The organism is Colwellia piezophila ATCC BAA-637, assembly GCF_000378625.1.
Taxonomy (GTDB): domain Bacteria; phylum Pseudomonadota; class Gammaproteobacteria; order Enterobacterales; family Alteromonadaceae; genus Colwellia; species Colwellia piezophila.
The window spans coordinates 343345-363174 of record NZ_KB905163.1 but is presented as its reverse complement, the minus strand read 5'-3'; the positions used below and the strand labels follow the sequence as shown (position 1 = coordinate 363174).

Genomic DNA, 19830 nt, shown 5'->3' with positions numbered 1-19830 from the left:
TTAATTATTTGAACCACAGACAGTACAGTTGGCTTGTTTCTTCATATTAAACTGTTGCCATTGATTGGCTAAACCATCAAGTAAGTTTAGCTGATTTATTTGTACTTTCTTAGCTGGCTTAGTTGTTAATAATTTGATTGCTTGTAAGCTTTGCATGTCCACTATCACCGCTTCTTTATTACTAGCTGGCAGCTTAATTATTTGAACCACAGACAGTACAGTTGGCTTGTTTCTTCATATTAAACTGTTGCCATTGATTGGCTAAACCATCAAGTAAATTGAGTTGATTTATTTGTACTTTATTACCGGTTAATAATTTGATTGCTTGTAAGCTTTGCATGCCGGCAATCATGGCTAATACCGGGCCAATAATGCCCACCGTTTGACAACTATTAGCAGGCGCTTTCTCACTGGCAGGAAATAGACAATGGTAACACGCACTACTGTCATCACGCGGATCTATAGTCAATTGTTGTCCATCAAAACCTGTCGCAGCACCAACAATAAGTGGCACTTTATGTAACACACAAGCTTGGTTGATTAAATAGCGTGTTTGAATGTTGTCAGAGCAATCGAGTACTAGGTCAACTTGTGGTAAATAATAGTCACACAATTCTTCATCCAGCATCTCGTCTATCGCTTCAATAGTGACATCAGGAAATTGCTGTTGTAATTTTTCCGCCGCGACATCGGCTTTATTGTCATCAATATTACTTTCACTAAAAAGAATTTGTCGAGGTAAATTACTTAGTTCGATAGAGTCACCATCGGCAAGATAAAGCGTACCAACACCGGCCGCGGCTAAATATAAACTGGCCGGATTACCTAGACCGCCAACCCCTAAAATAAGTACTTTAGCGTTGCGCAGTGCCATTTGCCCTGACTCACCAATTTTATCTAAAATTATCTGGCGGGAGTATTTAAGTTGCTCTTGGTTACTTAACACGTGTATTCCTAATTTTTCGCTGAGTTAATGGATAAAAGTACGCACGGCACTGGCTTTAAACTGTAAATATACCTGTTGATTTAGGGTGAGTGATAATTTTTGTTGCGAGAAAGCACTAATGGAGACAAAAAAATCTTGAGAGCCACAATGGACAATGAGCAGTACTTTATTTTTTTGCTGAGTTATTTCTTTGATCGTACCAAATAGATGATTAACTATGCTGCTATTCATTGGCTCAGTTAAGGTAATACTAATATCACTGGCTAAAATAAAACACCGTAACTGACTTTGCTGAGCAAACGATGGCTCACAACTAAGAAAAATATCTTGCTGTGCATTTAAGGCTAATGCCGTTAAACCATGGCCATTATCAAACTCTTTTATCGGTAGTGATAAACTGGTTTGTTGATGGATAATAGCATCGTCGTCGTCATTATTCAGTTGGTGAATCACTTGATGGATATTGCCAAAGTTAACGACTTTACCTTTAGCCATCACCAATAAGTTATCGCAAACTTGCTGCAATTCATCTAAAGAATGGCTGACATATAACATAGGTAAATTGAGCTGCTTTTGAATGTTAAGCATCATGTTAAGTAACTGCGTTTTACTGTGTTGATCAAGGGCACTTAAAGGCTCATCGAGTAACAATAATTTGGGCTCGGCTAAAATAGCTCTCGCTAAAGCAACGCGTTGTTGTTGACCACCCGATAGCTCATCGGGTTTATGCGCAAGTAATGTCGTTAATTCGGTCAGTTCAATAACGTTATTTAGCGATAACTTACTCTGCTTACAGCGCTTTACCGCATACTCTAAATTACCCAGTACGGTTAAATGGTCAAACAAGCGACTATTTTGAAAGACCAAGCCAACTTGGCGTTGCTCAGGTTTGAGGTAAACACCCTGCTTGGTATTGGTTAAGCTTTTATTGGCTAAGCTTATTTCGCCAGAGAGGTTTTTTTCAAGGCCAGCAATAGCGCGCAGCAAGGTTGATTTACCCGAAGCGGAATGGCCAAAAACACCGGTAATACCCTGTAAAGGAATTGCGTGGTCGATGGCTAAATCGAATTGCGGATAGTTAACTGCTATTTTTATAATGAGTTGGCTAAATACATCCGTAGGCGAATTAGGCATTGGTTTTACCCTCGGTAACATTAGCGTTATTAACTAAGGCATTGCGGTTTTTTCTTTTCGGTAAATTTAACCAGTAGATGGCGGCTAATAACACCATAGAACTCATTAATAAGCTGATAGAAAGTAAATGCGCTCTGGCATAATCAAAAGCTTCGACATGATCAAATAGTGCGATAGAGAGTACGCGAGTTTCCCCGGGAATATTACCACCAATCATCAAAATGACACCAAATTCACCGACCGTATGGGCAAAGCCTAAACTGGCGGCTGTGATAAAACTGGCTTTTGTTAACGGCAGGACAATAGTAAAAAATCGGTCAATAGGGCCAGCACCGAGCAAGGCAGCAGCCTCTAGTAGTGAGTCACCTAATTGTTCAAAGGCTTTTTGCAGAGGTTGCACGACAAACGGCAGTGAGTATAAAACCGAGCCAATAACGATGGCTGAAAAACTAAATGCCAGTTGTTGCCCCGTTGCTTGTTGCCAAAGTTGCCCAGGCAAATGCTCGGGTGAAAAAGCGATCAGTAAATAAAAGCCTAATACTGTTGGCGGTAGTACCAGAGGCAAAGCTACTACCGCTTCAATCACCACTTTAAAGCGACTGGTCATTTTGGCAAGATACCAAGCGAGCGGTGTACCGATAATCAGTAATATTATCGTGGTCAGTGCTGCCATTTCTAAGGTGGTTATCAGTGCTTGCCAGTCAGAATTCATCATTTAGTGATTAGCTCGCTGTTATTAGTTAGCGTTATTGGTGCGTAGCCATAACTAACGATTGTTTTTTGGCTCTTGGGTGAGAGTAAAAATTCACTTAGTTTTTTCGCCGCTATCTGCTTTTTACTGGCGCTAACTATGATGAATTGTTGCTCAATCGCTTGATGATAGCTGGTTGGTATAATTACTCCTGATAAATTGTTTAGCACTAACTGGCTATTAGCCACGATCCCCATAGACACTGCTTTACTGCGTATCTGGGCGAAAGTTTGCCCGATATTAATGCCTGTTATTAATCGGGGCTGATAAGCCTGCCACAAACCCATATGGCTTAGTGCTTCTTTGGCAGCTTTACCATAAGGAGCAATATCGGGGTTAGCGATGGCAAAACGTTGCCGTGGGTTTTTTAATAGGATTGTAGGTAACTGCTCAAGTGTTAATGGTGCAAGTGAATTTGCATCAGAGCAATATAGTGCTAGTTGACCAATAGCATAAGTTTTACGACTATTTCTTAGGGAAAAACCGTCTTGCTCAAGTTCTTTTGGTCGGCGACTGTCGGCACTGAGAAAAATATCATAAGGTGCGCCGTGCTTAATTTGCAGAAACATTGCGCCACTTGCGCCGCTAATGATTTGGCTTTTTATGCCGGTTTGTTTGCTGAAGTCTTTAAGCAATATTTTTAATACCGGGGTGAAATTAGCGGCAACGGCAATGCGTAGGGGGGTGTTGTTATCATCAGTATCGCTGTCATCAGCATTATTTTGCTGTGCTTGGCTACTGGTTACACACAGAAAGCTAATGGCGAAGGCGGCGACTAAAAGAAAACGTAACATGCTAGCTCCAAAGATCGGCTTTGTCAGTATCGCTATCTTTGGCGTCCAGCCAGTTTTCTGAGGTTTCACCTGAGTCAGTAATACGTTCTTTTTTCCAAAAAGGCGCTTTAACTTTTAAATAATCCATGATGAATTCATTAGCAGCATAGGCATCCTGTCTATGTTTGCTGGTTACGCCAACAAAGACAATTTGCTCGCCAATGAAGAGCTCACCAATGCGATGAATCACTTTTACTCTACCTATCTGCCATTGCTCTTTAGCTTGCTTGATAATTTTTGCTAAAGATTTTTCTGTCATACCTGGGTAATGCTCTAGCGTTAAGCTCGTCACGCTATGACCATTATTGTTATTTCTAACTCTGCCGGTGAAAGTAACTACAGCACCATCGGTTAGGTTGTCTTTCTCAAGTAAAGCAACTTCATCAGCTAAGCTAAAATCCTCAGCCTGGATGGATATTTCTTGGCAAGCATATTTATTAGCGTTTGACATAAATTATCCGCCGGTCACAGGAGGAAAAAAGGCAACTTCATCACCAGATTTTACTAAATGACTGTCATCAACCATGTCATGATTCACCGCCGATAAAAGTGAGCTTTTGCTAAACATTTGTTGCCACTGGGAATTTTTATCACTTAAGCGCTGTTTAACGTCACCGACAGTTTCCATATCTTCAGCATTTAAAGACAGTTCAGCGCAATCTAGCTGCTCTCTTAACGCTGCAAAAAAAACAATTTTAATCATAACTTTTCTCTAAAATAGTTTAAAAGTATTAGTTTAATAGCTAAGTAGATAGTGTTTGCCAATGTCCAGACTTGCCACCTTCTTTTGTTAATATTTACTAGGGTACAGTGCATTAATTTCCAATGGAAACACGAGTACTTACTTTGGCGTTTGCCAATGACCCGATTTACCACCTTCTTTGGTTAATACTTCTATACCATTAATCTGCATGGCAGGATCAGCGGCTTTACACATATCAAATAAGGTTAAACAGGCAATAGATACCGCGGTTAACGCTTCCATTTCAACACCTGTTTGTCCGGTTAACCGACATAAACTACTCACTTGTACTTGACTGTTTTCATGATCCAGAGTGAAATCTACTTGTACCTTAGTCAACATTAACGGGTGACATAAAGGAATTAAGTCGCTGCACTTTTTCGCTGCTTGAATGCCGGCAATACGAGCGACAGCAAACACGTCACCCTTTTTATGTTTACCGGTAGTGATTAACTCAAAAGTCGCGCGGTTCATTTTGATAAAACCTTGCGCCGTTGCGGTACGTGATGTCATCGCTTTTTCAGTGACATCGACCATATTCGCCTCACCTTGTTGGTTCAGGTGGCTAAGCTCTGGCGTTGACTCAGGCGTGCTATTTTTTGATGTAGAGTTATTCATTAATCACGTGTCTCACATGCTTCTGCTGTAATATTTAAATGCGGGACAAAATTACAAGGGCGATGACTGGCATCTAATTGCTCTTTAATGACTTTATCCCAAGCGGTTTTACAGGCGTTGGTTGAGCCAGGAACACACAAAATTACCGTTTTGTTGGCTATGCCGCCAAAAGCACGAGATTGAATGGTTGAGGTACCAATTTCCATTAACGATACATGGCGAAAAATTTCACCAAAGCCTTCTACGGCCTTATCAAATAATGGCGTTAGTGCTTCAGGAGTATTATCACGCTCGGTAAAGCCGGTACCGCCAGTGGATATAATGGCGTGAATGCTATCATCGGCAATCCATTTGGAAACTTGCGCCCGCAGTTGATAAATATCATCAATGATAATCGCTTTATCAGCTAGCTTGTGGCCCGCCTCGGTTAAACGCTCAACTAGCGCTTGGCCTGAAGTATCATTATCTTCTGTACGTGTATCTGATACCGTTAAAACGGCGATGTTTAAGGGAATGAAAGTATTGCCGCCATGTGCTGACATAGGTTTATCCTTGACTAAATCGGTAGATTAAAATTATTTTTTTACTGCTTTGCTTATAGCGTTCGGGCTAAAACAGTTTTTGAGCTTGTTGCCATTGTTATTATTGGGTATTGGTTTTCGCAATACCCTAACTCAAAACTGTTTTTGAGCTTCTTGCCATTGTGTAGGCGTATTGGTATTAAATAGTAGCTGATTACTTTTACTGGTAATGGTTTGATGAGGTACATGCTCAAGCATGGCTCTAACGGAAGGGCCGTTTTTGCTATTAGCTTTGCTGTTGGTAAGTAAAGTTTCCCGATGGAATGCTTGCATTAAGAACATATTCAAAAAAGCATTGTTGGGTAAATATAACGGGATATGATGCGCTTGTTTTTGGCTATCAGTAAAAAAAGTGGCCTTGTTACTAAGTTCACCTTTTAGACGCAGTTGAGCTAAATCGGCTGCTGTCATAAAAGGTAAATCCACCGGCAATATTAATAATGCCTTGGGTTGCAAGTGCTCAGGACTCTTTGTAAGGAAATGAGCTAAGACACTATAAATACCGCCAACAGGGCCAGCCTGTGGTACGCGATCAGGAATTTGATGGTTATCACCACTGACAACAATATCTTTTATGCCGGCATCAATTAACAATTGTTTAGAAAAATCCAACATAGTTGTTGCCGAACCTTCTAATGACCTGCGTGAAGAATGATTTAGACCTGATTGACGTGTCAGCTGTGCTTTATCTTGCCCCATGCGAGAAGATAAACCGCCGGCGAGTACTACACCCAAACAGTCGATAGCTTGAAAGCTCATCACTAACCCCCAAGCATGGCGAGGTGCTTAGTTGCACCCGTTAGCTTTTCATGTAAAAAATGGGTGGCTTTTTTATCACCAAGCAGTGAAACTATTTTTGCTTGTAATGGGGCGATATCATCACTTTGTAATTGTTCCCGTAATGACAAGCCTTCATCACCAAATAGACACAAATGTAATTTACCGCTTGAGCTAATTCGTAAACGATTACAGCTATTACAGAAATCTTTGGAGTAGGGCATGATCAAACCGACTTTACCTTGGTAATCCGGATGATAAAATTCTTGTGCCGGACCTGCTGATTTATTTTGAATAACCGGCAGCCAACCATCTAGAATTAAATTCTGCTTGATACGTGAACCTTGTACATGTTGGGCATCAAAGAATTCTTTATTGTCACCGGTTTGCATTAACTCAATAAAACGTAAGGTAATAGGGGTATCTTTTATCCAGTCAAGGTAGCTCTGAATATCTTTGCCGCTATACTCGCGCATTAATACCGTATTAACCTTAATTGATGCTCTGCCATCAGCTAAGCCCAGATCAATACCCTTGAGAATGGTCTTGAGTTTATCGTGGCCTGTTATGGCATGAAATTGACGAGGATCTAAGCTATCTATACTGATATTGATGGCATCAATGCCGGCATCTAACCATTGAGGTAAGTGTTCAGGTAGTTTAAAACCATTACTGGTTATCGCAACCTTCTTGATACCTGGAGTTTCTTTACAAATTCGAATGATTTCGGGCAAGTCTTTACGCAGCGCAGGTTCACCGCCGGTAATGCGGATCTTTTCTGTGCCGAGCTCAGCGAATGCTTTAGTAAGACGTTTGATTTCACCTAGTGATAAGAAATCACGCGGCTGATCGCACTGATAACCGTCAGGTAAGCAGTAAGTGCAGCTAAAATTGCAAACGTCAGTAATTGATAAGCGTAGGTAAGAGAACCTACGGCCAAAGTTGTCTGTTAACATGTCACCTTTCCAAATGTAGGGAGGCTAACGCGTTTCCTTGTTAACCCTGGCAACTAAAAATGCAATAAATACATTGGCTTAGTTACGGCATATCACAACATAATAACTTTTATAAGTAGGCTTGATTTAGCCAAAAATTAAAGTAATGTTAGCTGTGATAGCTCGGTGTTATAAATAAAATACTATTCAATAATTAGTATATACCCGCTCTACTGCACGATGCAAGTTCAGGGCGATAGGCAAATATTGTTCTGATGGTAAGATGATAATTTTTTTAGCCGACCTGCTTATTGATCAAAATCAATAAAGTTGTAGTTATTACACTATTATTTTTGTGGCTATTTAAGCGATACTAAACAAATAGTAAATTGCGTGGTATTTTCTGAAGTGGCTTGCAAATTGAGCTAGTTTATCGTGAAATTTACCACATCTTTCCGAGTCTAAATATTTAAGTGAGTTTTTATGTCTGATTGTTGCTCAGCTCCAGGGCTTTTACCTTTTGAACAAGCCCTAGCTAATATGCTAGCGCAAGTGTCACCTGTCACTGAAACATTAACCTTACCCATTAACCAAGCGCTGCATTATGTTTTAGCGCAAGATATTGCTAGCCCATTAAATGTGCCTCCTCACGATAACTCGGCCATGGATGGTTATGCTTTTGCCATTGAAAGCTTGCTAACGAGTAAAACCCTAACACTGGTTGGTCGCTCAATGGCCGGCGCGCCTTTTCAAGGCGAGTGTCAAGCAGGCGAATGTATTCGTATTATGACCGGGGCGAAAATGCCGAGCTGTTGTGATTCAGTTGAGATGCAAGAAAATGTCAGTATTGAGAATGAAAAAATCACTTTTTTACAAGAAAAGCGCTTTGGCTCTCATGTACGTAATGCGGGTGAAGACATCAAAATTGGCCAACAAGTTTTGCACTCTGGTGATAAATTAACGGCGGTTGATATTGGTGTACTTGCTTCTTTAGGCATCGCTGAAGTTAACGTTTATCGTAAATTAAAGGTGGCGTTAATTGCCACCGGTGATGAATTGAAATTACCAGGACAAGCTTTGCGTGTAGGTGATATCTACGAGTCTAACAGTTTTGTTTTAGCAGCCATGTTACAAAAGCTAGATGTTGAGGTTATTGATTTTGGTATTATTGAAGATGACTTTCAGGCAATAAAAGCAGCCTTTATCAGTGCAGATAAACAAGCCGATGCAGTGATTTCTACTGGTGGAGTCTCTGTTGGTGATGCCGATTACACTAAAACGGTTTTAGATGAACTTGGCGAGATTGGCTTTTGGAAAATAGCGATGAAACCAGGGAAACCCTTTGCTTTTGGTAAATTAGCTAATAGTGTCTTTTTTGGTTTGCCGGGTAACCCGGTATCGGCGTTAGTGACTTTTCATCAATTAGCTTTAGTTGCCTTAACTAAGATGCAAAATGCCAAGCCACTAAAGCGTACTCATTTAAGGGTGAAATGCAGTAGTGATTTACGTAAATCGCCTGGCCGACTGGATTTTCAGCGCGGTATTCTGTCTGTTAACTCACAAGGAGAAAATGTGGTGAGTTCTACTGGTGCGCAAGGCTCTGGTATCCTATCTAGCTTAGCTAAAGCTAACTGTTTTATTGTTTTACCTAGTGAGCAAGGTAGAGTGGAGGCAGGAGAAATAGTAACGGTGCAATTATTTGATCAATACCTATAACAGTAGTGTAATAAAGTGTAAATATTCAAACACTTATTTGTTAAATTTAAAATAAAGGTATACAGTTATGGTTCTTTTACACTAAACATATGTGCAGTAAGTTATGAAGAAACATCAACTCAGCTTTGCTAAAATCAATATACTAAATGAGCATATTGCAGAAGTTATTGTCGACCAAGATACGGTCATATCTTTAGAAATGTCTGAAGAATATGATAGGTTTATGTCTGAAATTTTTTCAAATTATTTTGCTATATTGGTTAACAAGATCAACCAGTATGACTTTTCATTTGAAGCTAAACTGAGTATGGCTTCCCATCAGAACTTAACGGCAATTGCTGTAGTAACTTATGATAACGAAGGTAAAGAATCAGTAGAGAAACTTGCTGCTATACGTCAACTTGATGGTTGGAATGTGAAAATATTTGATGGTTTAAATTTAGGGTGGCAAGAAGGTTTAGATTGGCTGAATAATGAGCTAAATAGCAAGGCATTGAAAAGCTAATCTTTTGGTATAACACTGATTCGGATTGCTCTTAGCTAAGAATAGATATAAAAAACGCTGCCAGTATTACTACTGGCAGCGTTTTTTTATAGGTTAATAATACCAATCTCACTAACTATATGATCATTTCTACTTGTTAAAATCACCAACTACTTCGTTATTTATTTAATAATTAGAACAACTAGTTATTAGAATAAATGCCTTTTATTTGGCGGTTTTTTCTGCGTATAAAGTAGATCACCTAATTAATGAAACTGGTATAACTTATCTTTATATAGAAAGTTATTGTTTGATTACAGCTGAGCAAAACACTTATCTACCGCAACGAGTGTTTTTTCAATAATTTCATCAGTGTGTGCAGTAGACAAAAAGCCCGTTTCATAAGCGGATGGTGCTAAGTAAATTCCTTCAGCTAACATTAAGTGGAAGAAACGTTTAAACCTTTCCCCGTCACATTGGGTCGCTTGCTCAAACGTTGTAATGGTTTCTTTATCTTCAGTAAAGAAGAAACCAAACATTGCCCCGACATAGTTAACACTTAAACTTATTCCATTGCGTTCAGCTGCGGCTTTAAAGCCCATCGCTAGCTTTTCCGTAGCAGCAGTTAATTGCTGATGTTTATCACCTTTAGCCAATTCAGTTAGCGATGCTAAGCCTGCGGCCATAGCAATCGGATTACCTGATAACGTACCCGCTTGATATACCGGACCAGCTGGGGCGATATAATCCATAATTTCTTGTTTGCCACCAAAAGCGCCAACTGGCATACCGCCACCAATAACTTTACCTAAAGTGGTTAAGTCAGGTTTGATATTATAAAGTGCTTGAGCGCCACCTAGTGCAACACGAAAGCCGGTCATGACTTCATCAAAAATTAATACACTGCTGTATTGATCACAAACGTCACGTAAACCTTGAAGAAACCCTGCGACCGGAGGGATACAGTTCATGTTACCGGCAACGGGTTCTACGATAATACAGGCTATTTCATCAGCGTATTTAGCAAAAATTTCTTTTACTTGTTCAATATTGTTATAGCTAACCGTCAGGGTGTGTTTAGCGAAATCTGCAGGAATACCCGGTGAATTTGGTACACCCATGGTCAAGGCACCTGAGCCTGCTTTGACTAATAATGAATCAGCATGGCCGTGGTAACAGCCTTCAAACTTTAGGATTTTGTCGCGGTTAGTATAACCACGGGCTAATCGGATAGCGCTCATGGTCGCTTCAGTGCCAGAGCTAACCATACGCAAAGATTGCATTGATGGAACTAACTCACGGACCTTTTCAGCCATGGTAATTTCAAGTTCAGTTGGCGCGCCAAAACTTAAGCCATTTTTGGCGGTAGTAATAACGGCATCAAGAATGGCCGGATGGTTATGACCTAAGATCATTGGCCCCCATGAGCCAACGTAGTCGATGTAAGCTTTATCATCGGCATCATATATATAAGCACCTTGTGCACGTTTTATAAAGCACGGGCTACCGCCTACGCCATTGAAAGCACGTACTGGAGAGTTAACACCTCCGGGGATTACTTTTTGCGCTTGTTCAAATAACTGTTCTGATTTATTCATAATATATTTCTTCTAAAAGTCGTTACTTATAGGGAGTATTGCCACTAGGCATTTTTATTGGTAAACCAGGTTAATGGTTTTTGTAATTTGTCAGTTGCTCTTCAACACCTAGAGTTAAGACCAGGAAATAGCCCATGCGCAGGCTAACTCCATCATGGTAATTAACTATTTTTATTGGTATACCAGTTTACCGGTTTTTCATAATTCGTTATTTGATCTTCAACACCTAAAGTGAGGGCGAATAACGCCATACGCACTAACACGCCATTTTGTGCTTGTCTAAAAATAGCGAGGTTATCTAAATCATTTAGATCGGTATCTAATTCATTGGCTTCTGGGCGAGAATCCCGTGGTAAAGGGTGCATAATCACCGTGTTTTCCAGGCAATATTTCTGGTAAACACTCTTATTCAAACTGAAATGTCCGCGATATAATTCCGCTTCATCTTTACTAGCAAAGCGTTCTTGTTGGATTCTCGTTTGATAAATTACGTCACTGGACAAATTCCCTGCCATGGTTTCGGTTAAAATCACCTCATGGCCAGCATCACTTAACGTTGAAATAATACTGTCAGGCATTTGGAGCGCTTTAGGCGCCACCATAGTCACTTTTACATTGTCATAGAGGCTGAGTAATTTAGATAAAGAATGTACTGTGCGGCCATGTTTTAAGTCACCCATCAAGACAATATTTAAATCATCTAAACCTTTATTAAAGTGCATCATTTCTGACTGAATAGTAAATAGGTCAAGTAAAGCCTGAGTTGGGTGCTCATTGGCACCATCACCACCATTGATAACAGGGACAGAACTACCTTGAGCAAACTGCTCTACCGAGTGCATTTGCGGGTGACGCATAGCAATGATATCAGAGTAGCCGCTGATCACTTGGGCGGTATCAAATAAAGATTCACCTTTACTAAGGGATGAGTTTTCTTGACCAACAGTTTCACGAACAAAACCGCCGAGTAAATTAAAAGCGGTACCAAAACTAACACGGGTACGGGTACTTGGTTCAAAAAACAAGTTACTTAATATTGCGCCTTCGAGCACATGACAACGCTTTTGCCTTGACGCATAAGGCGTCATTTGTGCTGAAATTTGCAAAATTCTTGAGATTGCGTCACGGTCGAATTGCGATACCGAAAGTATATGGTTACCTTGAAATTTCATCATCTTGGTTTGTTACATTGAAAGGGAAAAAATTTGCCAAGAATATAGCATAAAATAGCTATTTTGCGAATGAAAATCCGTGTTTACCCTTATCCCCATAGGCAAAGGCAGAGTTACTGCCTTTGCCTAATGAGTTACCGGCTATTTTTAACCGCTCTATAACGAAAGGGTAGCAAAGCAAAAATAAGTAGTGATAAATAGCCGATACTACCACCCGATTTCTTTGTGGTTGGTGTCGTTGCAGGAGGAGGTGGAATGATAGCTGTTGGGGTGAATACCACATTTCTTAGAGCCCCTTGATCTTTTCCTGCGCTAGTCAAATCGTCTTTTTGATATAACCATAAAATTTGATGATCGCTAGCGGTTAAATCAGCCAAGGTGACTGGAGTATAAGGCACTTCCCCAGAGATAAAATTGACTTGTTTACCATCAACAAATAAAAATAAACCATCATAAGGTTCATCAGGGTTATCGGTATTTTCTTCAGCAGATACTGACCACTCAAATGATAAGCTACCGGCGCCTGAAAATGTCAATAAAACAGCGCTTTGCTGGTTATCGTTAATATCACCACTAATAATGGCCGACTCGGTATTATCAAGTAGCCAAGGTTGATCGCCGCCACTAAACCAGAGTAACTCAGTAGAGCCATTAGATAATTGCGTATTAATGGCGCTATTGGCTGCAATAGCCTCGGCGCTGATAACAGCGTGGCTCGTCGGAATATTTATATCATTACTCTGAATGATTATTTGCGCGTTATGTTGCCCGCTAGTCGCTGCATCAAAATCAACTTGCAGCTGACAGCTTTGTTTTGCTGCTAAGGTCGTGCATTCATCGCTATCTACACTGAAGCCACTGCTGGTGGAATCAGTCAATAAAGTAAAAGTTAAATTAGCGGTGAAGTCACTGTTATTACTCACGGTTAAGCTTGTTGTTTGCGCGGTGTTTTGTGGGGTAATAGCAAAGACATGTATAGGGTCAATCGCTATACCGGTAGTGATATTGTTAATCCACTGAGTAAATTTTCCGACACGGGCATAGACGCCAGGAAAATCAGCACTGGCGCAACCAATACCATAACTAACTATACCTATTTGCTGCCAACCCAGGTTTGTATTCACCAATAATGGACCACCGCTATCACCTTGGCATGAACCTTTGCCGCCACCTAGATAGTTTGCACAAATCATGCTATCAGTTAGGCCAACTTGTTCAGGCAATATATTGGCATTTTGAAAAACGCTATAGGCTTGTGCTAGTTTCTCCTTACATAGCTCATTGCTTAATAAAGTCAGTTCTACTTGATGGAGTTTATCGGGTTGATCATTAGCGGGTGGTTCATCACTTGCACCATAAGCGGTGCGATTGCCCCATCCGATGACTGTCGCAGCGCTATTAACTAAAGCAAGTTGTCTGCTAGTGTCTAAATCAACTAAGGTGACTGCAGGGTGTACAATCGTATCAACTAACTCAATCAGGGCGATGTCGTTATCAAAAGCGATGCCGTCGTTATAGTTAGGGTGAATGTAAATACGTCTTATCGCTTTTGCATTATTGGCACCATTACTTAAGTCATATTCACCAACGTTAACCTTTAAAAAATTAATATTGGCGTCCTCAAGACAATGAGCGGCAGTGATTAGCCATTTTTCACCAATAAAACTCGCGCCACAACTTGAACTTTGTACCAGGGTCGACTGTGCGGCAACGGCTATAGTGGCCATGCTATTTAGCTGATTGAGTAAAGCGGCGCCGTCAAGCTGGCTGATACCAACGACAGGAATATTACCGGTAAAATCTTCGCCTAAAGTACCGTTTAAATGACCGGTGACATTGTTAAATATTATCGCGCCGATACCGCCACCAGCCTGACAATTATTTACCTTAACGGAGAAGTCGACTTCCCCGCGGGCAATTAAACATATTTTATTGGTAGTCTGCTCACATTGGTTATCACCAATGCCACAATCAACTAATAAAGCGCTTACGGTACCAGCAGGTCCATTGGTAAAATAGGTGGTTTTATATTCAATCCCTGAAAGCTCTAAAGAGGTACTTATATCATTGTATGTTGATACCAATGCAGACATCCAGGGCCACTGATCTTGGCTAGCAAGCTCACCGCCGACAATTTTAGGCTTTATTAATTCCAGGCCGGTTTGAGTTGTGGCATTTGAGGTTGTGACGAGTACGCAGCACGCGATGAGAACATATAAAAAGTACTTCATTTAAGATGGCCTTCAATTTAGCAATTATTGTTAACAAAATGTTAATATTGCGACTAGGTTACCTTAATTACAGTATAACGGCAAAGCATGAAAAGTGTAAAATATGCCAAATTCGGGGCAAGCGATTTGTACTTGTGCCCGCTAGGTGCAGGATAAAGGGAGAAGCCCGTTATTAAAAAAAACAGTGGCTGCGCTGAAATTATATTATTTTTCGGTTAAGAATTAACGACAATTCAGCGTAGTTAAATCAAGGCGATGATGACAATAGCGAGAAGAGTATAATGCTAGCGGCAACATGGCCTAGATATAATTACCGCACCAATGATCTTAATCATTAATGATAAAGGGGCAAGCTACATTGGCTTAACGTAAGCTAAAATAATGATGACCAATAATATCAGTACCGGAACCTCATTGAAGATGCGATAGAAGCGGCCTGAGCGGGTATTTTCATCTTGGGCAAAGGTCTTAACTAATTTAAAACAATAACCATGATAAACAAAGAGTAATATCACTAAACTTAATTTGATATGTAACCACTTAGCGGCAACAAACCAGTCAAGTCCATAAGCGTGGATTATTGCTAAGCCGAGCACTAGGGTGAAAAAGGCGAAAGGAGTGATAAAATAAAGTAAGCGTTTTTCCATGCCCTTAAGTTGCTGAGCGACGTCTGTTGACTTGGTTTCTGCATGATTGACAAATAAGCGTGGTAAATAAAAGATGCCGGCAAACCAAGCGATCATAAAAAAAACGTGGAAGGCTTTAAGCCAGAGAATATTGTTGATTAAAAACGAGCTCATTAATTGAGTTTTCCTTCTACTAAATAAATTCTAAGTTGTTCAAAAGTTACTAAACCAATACAGTCATTGATATCTTTATGGTAAATGTATACTGCGCCAGAACGTTGCTCTACTAACGCCAAGTAAGCTTCTGCCAATGTCGCTTGATGACTGAGTGGTATGAGTTTGTGCATGAGCAACTTATTTTCGATATTGTGCTCTACATGCGCAATATTTGCATTGTTTTCATCAGCTACTTCGGTATCTAGCTGTGCCCAGAAGTAATTATTTACCCCTTTGGTTTGGCCCGGCTCGGAGTTAATAACCCATTGTTCTTCCTTATTGTGGAGGAGCTCACCTAAAATCGTACTCGGGCTTGCCTGATCTAAAATTAAGAATTGGTCTTTCATTACGGCCAATACACCAATGTTTTGCAGTGACTCCTCAATAGGAGGCTTGCGATAAAGCAAGTTTTGCGCATCTAACTGCATGGTGAAAATAGACTCGTTTTTACAAAGCTGCCGAGAAACAATACTGGCGATAGTAATCACTATCATGGCGGGAACAACCAACTCAAGTTGGCTAGAAAGCTCAACCACAGTAAGTAAGGCGGCAAGTGGCGCATTCAAGCTGGCAGCCATAAACCCCGCCATACCCATGAGAATAAGATCACTGCCGAGATGTACTCCTGGCAATATTTGTGTAACAACAGCCGCTGCACAAGCGCCAGCAATTGCGCCAATAGCTAAGGTTGGTCCAATAATTCCGCCCGGTATACCTAAACCTAGGGCAAACATTGTCATTAATAATTTAGCCATGAGTAAGCTCAATAAAAAACCTAAGTGCAAATTACTTGATAAAGAAACATCTATTGCACTGGTACCCGTTCCCATAGCACCAGGTACTAAATAACCTAAAGTGCCGGTAATAAGAGCCGCCAGTAATAACCGCGGGACTATATGATATTTAACACTATGTTTGATAATGAGTACTAGATATTTATTAAACCCTGCGGCGAGTAAACCTAAAAATATGGCCAGAATAACGAGTGATAAATAGTGATGGTGTTCAAGGGCAACAGTATGAAAATATTCAAAATTATGACTAGTACCAAGGAGACTTCGAGTAATTAAAGAACCAACAATTGAGGCAAGCATCACAGGTACAAAAATATGAACCTTGTATTCGCGCATGATCACTTCCATAACAAAAAGCACTGCTGCTATCGGTGTATTGAAGGTTGCGGCGATGGCTGCAGCTATACCGCATGCACATAAGGTACGCATACTATTATAAGGTAGCTTTAACGCGCTACCTAAATAACTACTACAAGCAGCACCAAGATGAACGGCAGGTCCTTCACGGCCTACTGAAAATCCAGAGGCTAAGGCGACAGCACTGCCCCAAAACTGGTTAAGGGTATTTTTAAAGGGAATAACACCATGAGCTACTTTTAATCGATGCAACACAAAGGGGATGCCAGTACGTAAATATTTATAACCAGTGAGCCAAGCAATTAACAGGATAATGAGTGCACCTATAATAGGTAAATCAAAACGACTTATCTCGTCTAAACTGCTATAGTTATCGCGCTTAATTAGGTAAAGTTGCTGAATTTCTTCAATAGTCAGAGTAAATAACACCACTAATAAAGCTGAAGCGCAGCCACCAATAATGGCAAGCAAACAAATTTGCCACGATGTTTTTGGCAAAGCCAAATTTTTTCTTATTGCTGCGATTGATATTATCATTACAGGATTATAATACTTTACAAATGAAATGGTTAGCAAAAATAGATCTAAGTGTAGTCATTGAGCGCTTAGGCACTTTTAAATCGGCTTTGTTTTTATTAACCGTGATAGGTCTTTGTCTTTTTACCGGTTATCGTTTAGGAAATTATTATCATCACTTCCAAGTGACTCAGCTTGAGCAGCAGAAGCTTAGGTTAGAGCAGCTCTATCAACAACAAGAAGATAATATCGCCAGAATTCATACGCTAGAAGTTGAATTAACTGTTGAGCAACTAGCCAATAAAAAAACACAAAACTTACTTAAAACTGCTGCCCAAGAGCAATTTGAAATAAAAAAACAACTGGTCTTCTATGAAAAAGTCATGGCTCCAGAGAAGCAATCTACAGGCTTTTTGATTGAAAGCATAAAGCTGCAAGCGACTAGCACTGCTAATTTATATCACTTTCAAGTGACTTTGGTAGAACAACGTTTAAAGCGACGTTATAGTAAAGGCTACATTGATTTAGTTTTTGAAGGGCATATCGGCGATAAATCCGTAACGTTTAAGCTTTCGAAAGTTTCTCAATTGAATAAAAAAGACTTAAAGTTTAGTTTTAAATATTTTCAAATTATCAGTGGCGAATTCATTTTGCCAGACAATTTCAGCCCTGAAAATGTCAAGGTTTCGGCAATATTAACTAAATCTCGTTGGCAAAAGTATGCCAAAAAGGACAAACTCGTACCATGGCAACTAAAGTAGCGAGCTTTAGATTATTGTCGAGAATAATACTTGATTAAATTAGTCAGGTTTAAGATAATTAGCTTTGTAATTATCCATCGCTTTATAGCGTATTTTTTTTCGTACTTTGTTGTACTAAGTAGAGCACCATGTCAAATCCTGAATTACCCATTAAATTTACCGATGCTGCCGCGAATAAAGTCCTGTCGCTAATCACAGAAGAAGAGAACCCGGCCCTTAAGCTACGTGTGTATGTTACTGGTGGTGGTTGCTCAGGTTTTCAATATGGCTTCACCTTTGATGAAAAAGTAAATGAAGGTGATATGACCATTGAAAAACAAGGTGTGGTGATGGTAATCGATCCTATGAGCTTGCAATACCTTGTTGATGGTGAAGTAGATTACTTAGAAAGCTTAGAGGGTAGTCGCTTTGTTGTTAACAACCCGAATGCTACGACTACCTGTGGTTGTGGTTCTTCGTTCTCTATTTAATACTGACTCTATTGATTAGCTTAAATTAGCTTAATTTCTAGCGAATATGCCAGCGAGTGATTGAATATTAACAATGCCGACATCTGTCGGCATTTTTGTTTCTGAAACTCTTGTTAGCTTGTTTCGAGACGTGGGGCATAACCGTTATAAACGCTTTATGCTACGTTATTGATTTCGACAAGGGAACAACCATTCTCTTCAATCAATGCCTTGCCTAAAGGCGTTTATAATTCCAGCTGAATCCTGCATCTTCAGGTGGAACGGGTATATACGTGCTTTAGCACAGTATTATTGTAGGGTTCAGTCAATTATATTTTAGCTTAAGTTACAAAGTTTCACAAAAAACCCAATGATATGTGGCAGTTACTGCTTATCATCCCTAGAAAAAACGTTATGATGTTCGCCATAAAAATGGAGATATTCTAATGACAATTACCCTTGATTCCCGTTGGTTAGCCCAACGCCCTTACCTTATCGCAGCATTCATTACCTTAGTTTTGGTCTTGTGGATGGCTTCAGGCCCAAGTACCGCTGAGCAACAGTCAGTATTGAAAGCTCAACTTCCCAACCATAATAGCAAGCCGATGATAGCTCAAGTTAAAGTGGAAACTCGCTTTGGGCAACAGATTCATAAAACGATTGAACTTTATGGCCGAACTGAACCAGATCGTGTCACCACGTTAAAAGCTGAAGTGCGCGGTAAAATAGTCGAAGTTTTAGCTAAGAGAGGCTCAAGAGTTATCAAAGGGCAAGTTATTGTAAAAATAGCGTTAAATGATTTACCTGCGCAATTAAAACGCAGCCAAGCATTATTGACTCAACGAGACGTTGAATATCAAGGCGCAATGAAACTTAATAAGCAAGGTTATCAAGGGAAAGTACATTTAGCGCAATCGTATGCTGCGCTAGAAGCAGTAAAAGCAGAGATAAATAAATTAGAATTAGATATCGCCAATACCATTATCAGGGCGCCATTCCCTGGTGTGTTAAATACTCGTTATGTCGAAGTAGGTGACTATGTGGCTTCGGGTGATGATATTGCCATGATTGCTGATTTAGACCCGTTAATTGTCCGAGCTCATGTCACCGAGCAGCAAATACAACAGTTATCGGTTGGCCAAATGGCACAAGTGACTTTACTTAATGGCGAAGAAGCACAGGGGCAGTTACGCTATATCGCCAGTGTTGGTAATGATGCAACCAACACCTTTAAAATAGAAGTGGCCATTGATAATAAAGATGGAAAACTGTTAGCGGGTTTAAGTAGTGAATTAACCATTGCGCTAGCGAAAATTTCTGCGATTAAAATTTCTCCAGCACTGCTTGCCTTAGATGAACACGGTAACATTGGTGTTAAATCTGTTAAGGACTCTATGGTGCAATTTACCCCAATTGAGATCATTAAAAGTGACAGTGATGGTATTTGGTTAACAGGTCTAGGCGCGCAAGTTGATATTATTGTGTTAGGGCAAGGTTTTGTTCGTGCAGGGGATAAAGTCGAGGCGATTTTTGATAACCCAGATGATAGCACTCAGCAAGAAACCGCTACTACAGTAACTCAAGAGTAGGAGC

The 19830-nt window shown here is 40.1% G+C and carries 21 protein-coding genes and 1 riboswitch; of the genes, 5 read left to right on the top strand and 16 right to left on the bottom strand.

What is annotated here, in order from left to right; all coding sequences use genetic code 11:
• The 11 genes from F580_RS0108885 to moaA all read right to left on the bottom strand — a co-directional run bounded on the left by F580_RS0108885 (position 1) and on the right by moaA (position 7338).
• Positions 1 to 162, bottom strand: a complete 162-nt coding sequence (locus tag F580_RS0108885; RefSeq protein WP_245560601.1) for a hypothetical protein — start codon at positions 160 to 162, stop codon at positions 1 to 3.
• A gap of 31 nt (positions 163 to 193) precedes the next feature.
• A complete protein-coding gene (locus F580_RS0108880; protein ID WP_019027365.1) occupies positions 194 to 946 on the bottom strand; it encodes a HesA/MoeB/ThiF family protein in 753 nt (250 codons plus the stop codon).
• Between the two features lie 24 nt (positions 947 to 970).
• Positions 971 to 2080 carry a molybdenum ABC transporter ATP-binding protein gene (modC, locus tag F580_RS0108875; protein ID WP_019027364.1) on the bottom strand — a complete coding sequence of 370 codons (1110 nt, stop codon included), beginning with the start codon at positions 2078 to 2080 and terminating at the stop codon, positions 971 to 973.
• Positions 2073 to 2795 (bottom strand): molybdate ABC transporter permease subunit, encoded by a 723-nt coding sequence (modB, locus tag F580_RS0108870; RefSeq protein WP_019027363.1) that lies wholly within the window; start codon positions 2793 to 2795, stop codon positions 2073 to 2075. The genes modC and modB overlap by 8 nt, the downstream gene beginning before the upstream one ends.
• A complete protein-coding gene (modA, locus tag F580_RS0108865) occupies positions 2792 to 3625 on the bottom strand; it encodes a molybdate ABC transporter substrate-binding protein (RefSeq protein WP_019027362.1) in 834 nt (277 codons plus the stop codon). The genes modB and modA overlap by 4 nt, the downstream gene beginning before the upstream one ends.
• A 1-nt stretch (position 3626) precedes the next feature.
• A complete protein-coding gene (gene moaE / locus F580_RS0108860) occupies positions 3627 to 4115 on the bottom strand; it encodes a molybdopterin synthase catalytic subunit MoaE (protein WP_019027361.1) in 489 nt (162 codons plus the stop codon).
• Positions 4116 to 4118: 3 nt separating this feature from the next.
• Entirely contained in the window at positions 4119 to 4367 is a 249-nt protein-coding gene (gene moaD, locus F580_RS0108855; RefSeq protein WP_019027360.1) for a molybdopterin converting factor subunit 1, read from the bottom strand.
• A 138-nt stretch (positions 4368 to 4505) separates the two neighbouring features.
• A complete protein-coding gene (gene moaC / locus F580_RS0108850) occupies positions 4506 to 5024 on the bottom strand; it encodes a cyclic pyranopterin monophosphate synthase MoaC (protein WP_019027359.1) in 519 nt (172 codons plus the stop codon).
• Positions 5024 to 5566 (bottom strand): molybdenum cofactor biosynthesis protein B, encoded by a 543-nt coding sequence (gene moaB, locus F580_RS0108845; protein ID WP_019027358.1) that lies wholly within the window; start codon positions 5564 to 5566, stop codon positions 5024 to 5026. Before moaB ends, moaC begins: the two co-directional genes overlap by 1 nt.
• A gap of 132 nt (positions 5567 to 5698) precedes the next feature.
• Complete coding sequence (gene mobA, locus F580_RS0108840; RefSeq protein WP_019027357.1) at positions 5699 to 6364, bottom strand: molybdenum cofactor guanylyltransferase; 666 nt, start codon at positions 6362 to 6364, stop codon at positions 5699 to 5701.
• Positions 6365 to 6366: 2 nt separating this feature from the next.
• Complete coding sequence (moaA, locus tag F580_RS0108835) at positions 6367 to 7338, bottom strand: GTP 3',8-cyclase MoaA (protein ID WP_019027356.1); 972 nt, start codon at positions 7336 to 7338, stop codon at positions 6367 to 6369.
• A riboswitch (molybdenum cofactor riboswitch) is annotated at positions 7325 to 7518 on the bottom strand. (Overlaps the previous gene by 14 nt.)
• Before the next feature lie 282 nt (positions 7519 to 7800).
• Here moaA and moeA point away from each other — a divergent pair.
• The gene (moeA, locus tag F580_RS0108830) at positions 7801 to 9033 is read left to right on the top strand and encodes a molybdopterin molybdotransferase MoeA (protein WP_019027355.1); all 1233 of its coding nucleotides are present in this window, start codon (positions 7801 to 7803) and stop codon (positions 9031 to 9033) included.
• A gap of 103 nt (positions 9034 to 9136) precedes the next feature.
• Positions 9137 to 9538, top strand: a complete 402-nt coding sequence (locus F580_RS0108825) for a hypothetical protein (RefSeq protein WP_019027354.1) — start codon at positions 9137 to 9139, stop codon at positions 9536 to 9538.
• 293 nt (positions 9539 to 9831) lie between these two features.
• Here F580_RS0108825 and hemL read toward each other — a convergent pair whose 3' ends face one another.
• The 5 genes from hemL to F580_RS0108800 all read right to left on the bottom strand — a co-directional run bounded on the left by hemL (position 9832) and on the right by F580_RS0108800 (position 17048).
• Entirely contained in the window at positions 9832 to 11115 is a 1284-nt protein-coding gene (gene hemL / locus F580_RS0108820; protein WP_019027353.1) for a glutamate-1-semialdehyde 2,1-aminomutase, read from the bottom strand.
• Positions 11116 to 11276: 161 nt separating this feature from the next.
• Positions 11277 to 12290, bottom strand: coding sequence for an aspartate carbamoyltransferase (locus tag F580_RS0108815; protein ID WP_019027352.1), 1014 nt, complete (start codon positions 12288 to 12290; stop codon positions 11277 to 11279).
• A gap of 131 nt (positions 12291 to 12421) precedes the next feature.
• Complete coding sequence (locus F580_RS0108810; protein WP_019027351.1) at positions 12422 to 14518, bottom strand: trypsin-like serine protease; 2097 nt, start codon at positions 14516 to 14518, stop codon at positions 12422 to 12424.
• Positions 14519 to 14871: 353 nt separating this feature from the next.
• Positions 14872 to 15318, bottom strand: coding sequence for a protoporphyrinogen oxidase HemJ (hemJ, locus tag F580_RS0108805; protein WP_019027350.1), 447 nt, complete (start codon positions 15316 to 15318; stop codon positions 14872 to 14874).
• Positions 15318 to 17048: a chloride channel protein gene (locus F580_RS0108800; RefSeq protein WP_040357069.1), complete on the bottom strand. Its 1731-nt coding sequence runs from the start codon at positions 17046 to 17048 to the stop codon at positions 15318 to 15320. The genes hemJ and F580_RS0108800 overlap by 1 nt, the downstream gene beginning before the upstream one ends.
• Before the next feature lie 23 nt (positions 17049 to 17071).
• Here F580_RS0108800 and F580_RS0108795 point away from each other — a divergent pair, with 23 nt between their 5' ends.
• The 3 genes from F580_RS0108795 (at position 17072) to F580_RS0108785 (ending at position 19826) form a co-directional block, all read left to right on the top strand.
• Complete coding sequence (locus tag F580_RS0108795; RefSeq protein WP_019027348.1) at positions 17072 to 17788, top strand: DUF6776 family protein; 717 nt, start codon at positions 17072 to 17074, stop codon at positions 17786 to 17788.
• 128 nt (positions 17789 to 17916) lie between these two features.
• Entirely contained in the window at positions 17917 to 18258 is a 342-nt protein-coding gene (erpA, locus tag F580_RS0108790; protein WP_019027347.1) for an iron-sulfur cluster insertion protein ErpA, read from the top strand.
• A 425-nt stretch (positions 18259 to 18683) separates the two neighbouring features.
• Positions 18684 to 19826, top strand: a complete 1143-nt coding sequence (locus tag F580_RS0108785; protein WP_019027346.1) for an efflux RND transporter periplasmic adaptor subunit — start codon at positions 18684 to 18686, stop codon at positions 19824 to 19826.
• The last annotated feature ends 4 nt before the right edge of the window (positions 19827 to 19830 follow it).

Bases quoted from the DNA above. Each gene is read 5' to 3' on its own strand.
- F580_RS0108795 (WP_019027348.1), top strand. From the start codon at position 17,072: ATGAAATGGTTAGCAAAAATAGATCTAAGTGTAGTCATTGAGCGCTTA.
- F580_RS0108815 (WP_019027352.1), bottom strand. From the start codon at position 12,290: ATGATGAAATTTCAAGGTAACCATATACTTTCGGTATCGCAATTCGAC.
- moaA (WP_019027356.1), bottom strand. From the start codon at position 7,338: ATGTTAACAGACAACTTTGGCCGTAGGTTCTCTTACCTACGCTTATCA.
- moeA (WP_019027355.1), top strand. From the start codon at position 7,801: ATGTCTGATTGTTGCTCAGCTCCAGGGCTTTTACCTTTTGAACAAGCC.
- modB (WP_019027363.1), bottom strand. From the start codon at position 2,795: ATGATGAATTCTGACTGGCAAGCACTGATAACCACCTTAGAAATGGCA.
- modA (WP_019027362.1), bottom strand. From the start codon at position 3,625: ATGTTACGTTTTCTTTTAGTCGCCGCCTTCGCCATTAGCTTTCTGTGT.
- hemL (WP_019027353.1), bottom strand. From the start codon at position 11,115: ATGAATAAATCAGAACAGTTATTTGAACAAGCGCAAAAAGTAATCCCC.
- F580_RS0108800 (WP_040357069.1), bottom strand. From the start codon at position 17,048: ATGATAATATCAATCGCAGCAATAAGAAAAAATTTGGCTTTGCCAAAA.
- hemJ (WP_019027350.1), bottom strand. From the start codon at position 15,318: ATGAGCTCGTTTTTAATCAACAATATTCTCTGGCTTAAAGCCTTCCAC.
- moaE (WP_019027361.1), bottom strand. From the start codon at position 4,115: ATGTCAAACGCTAATAAATATGCTTGCCAAGAAATATCCATCCAGGCT.
- moaD (WP_019027360.1), bottom strand. From the start codon at position 4,367: ATGATTAAAATTGTTTTTTTTGCAGCGTTAAGAGAGCAGCTAGATTGC.
- erpA (WP_019027347.1), top strand. From the start codon at position 17,917: ATGTCAAATCCTGAATTACCCATTAAATTTACCGATGCTGCCGCGAAT.
- F580_RS0108810 (WP_019027351.1), bottom strand. From the start codon at position 14,518: ATGAAGTACTTTTTATATGTTCTCATCGCGTGCTGCGTACTCGTCACA.
- moaB (WP_019027358.1), bottom strand. From the start codon at position 5,566: ATGTCAGCACATGGCGGCAATACTTTCATTCCCTTAAACATCGCCGTT.
- mobA (WP_019027357.1), bottom strand. From the start codon at position 6,364: ATGAGCTTTCAAGCTATCGACTGTTTGGGTGTAGTACTCGCCGGCGGT.
- F580_RS0108785 (WP_019027346.1), top strand. From the start codon at position 18,684: ATGACAATTACCCTTGATTCCCGTTGGTTAGCCCAACGCCCTTACCTT.
- F580_RS0108825 (WP_019027354.1), top strand. From the start codon at position 9,137: ATGAAGAAACATCAACTCAGCTTTGCTAAAATCAATATACTAAATGAG.
- modC (WP_019027364.1), bottom strand. From the start codon at position 2,080: ATGCCTAATTCGCCTACGGATGTATTTAGCCAACTCATTATAAAAATA.
- moaC (WP_019027359.1), bottom strand. From the start codon at position 5,024: ATGAATAACTCTACATCAAAAAATAGCACGCCTGAGTCAACGCCAGAG.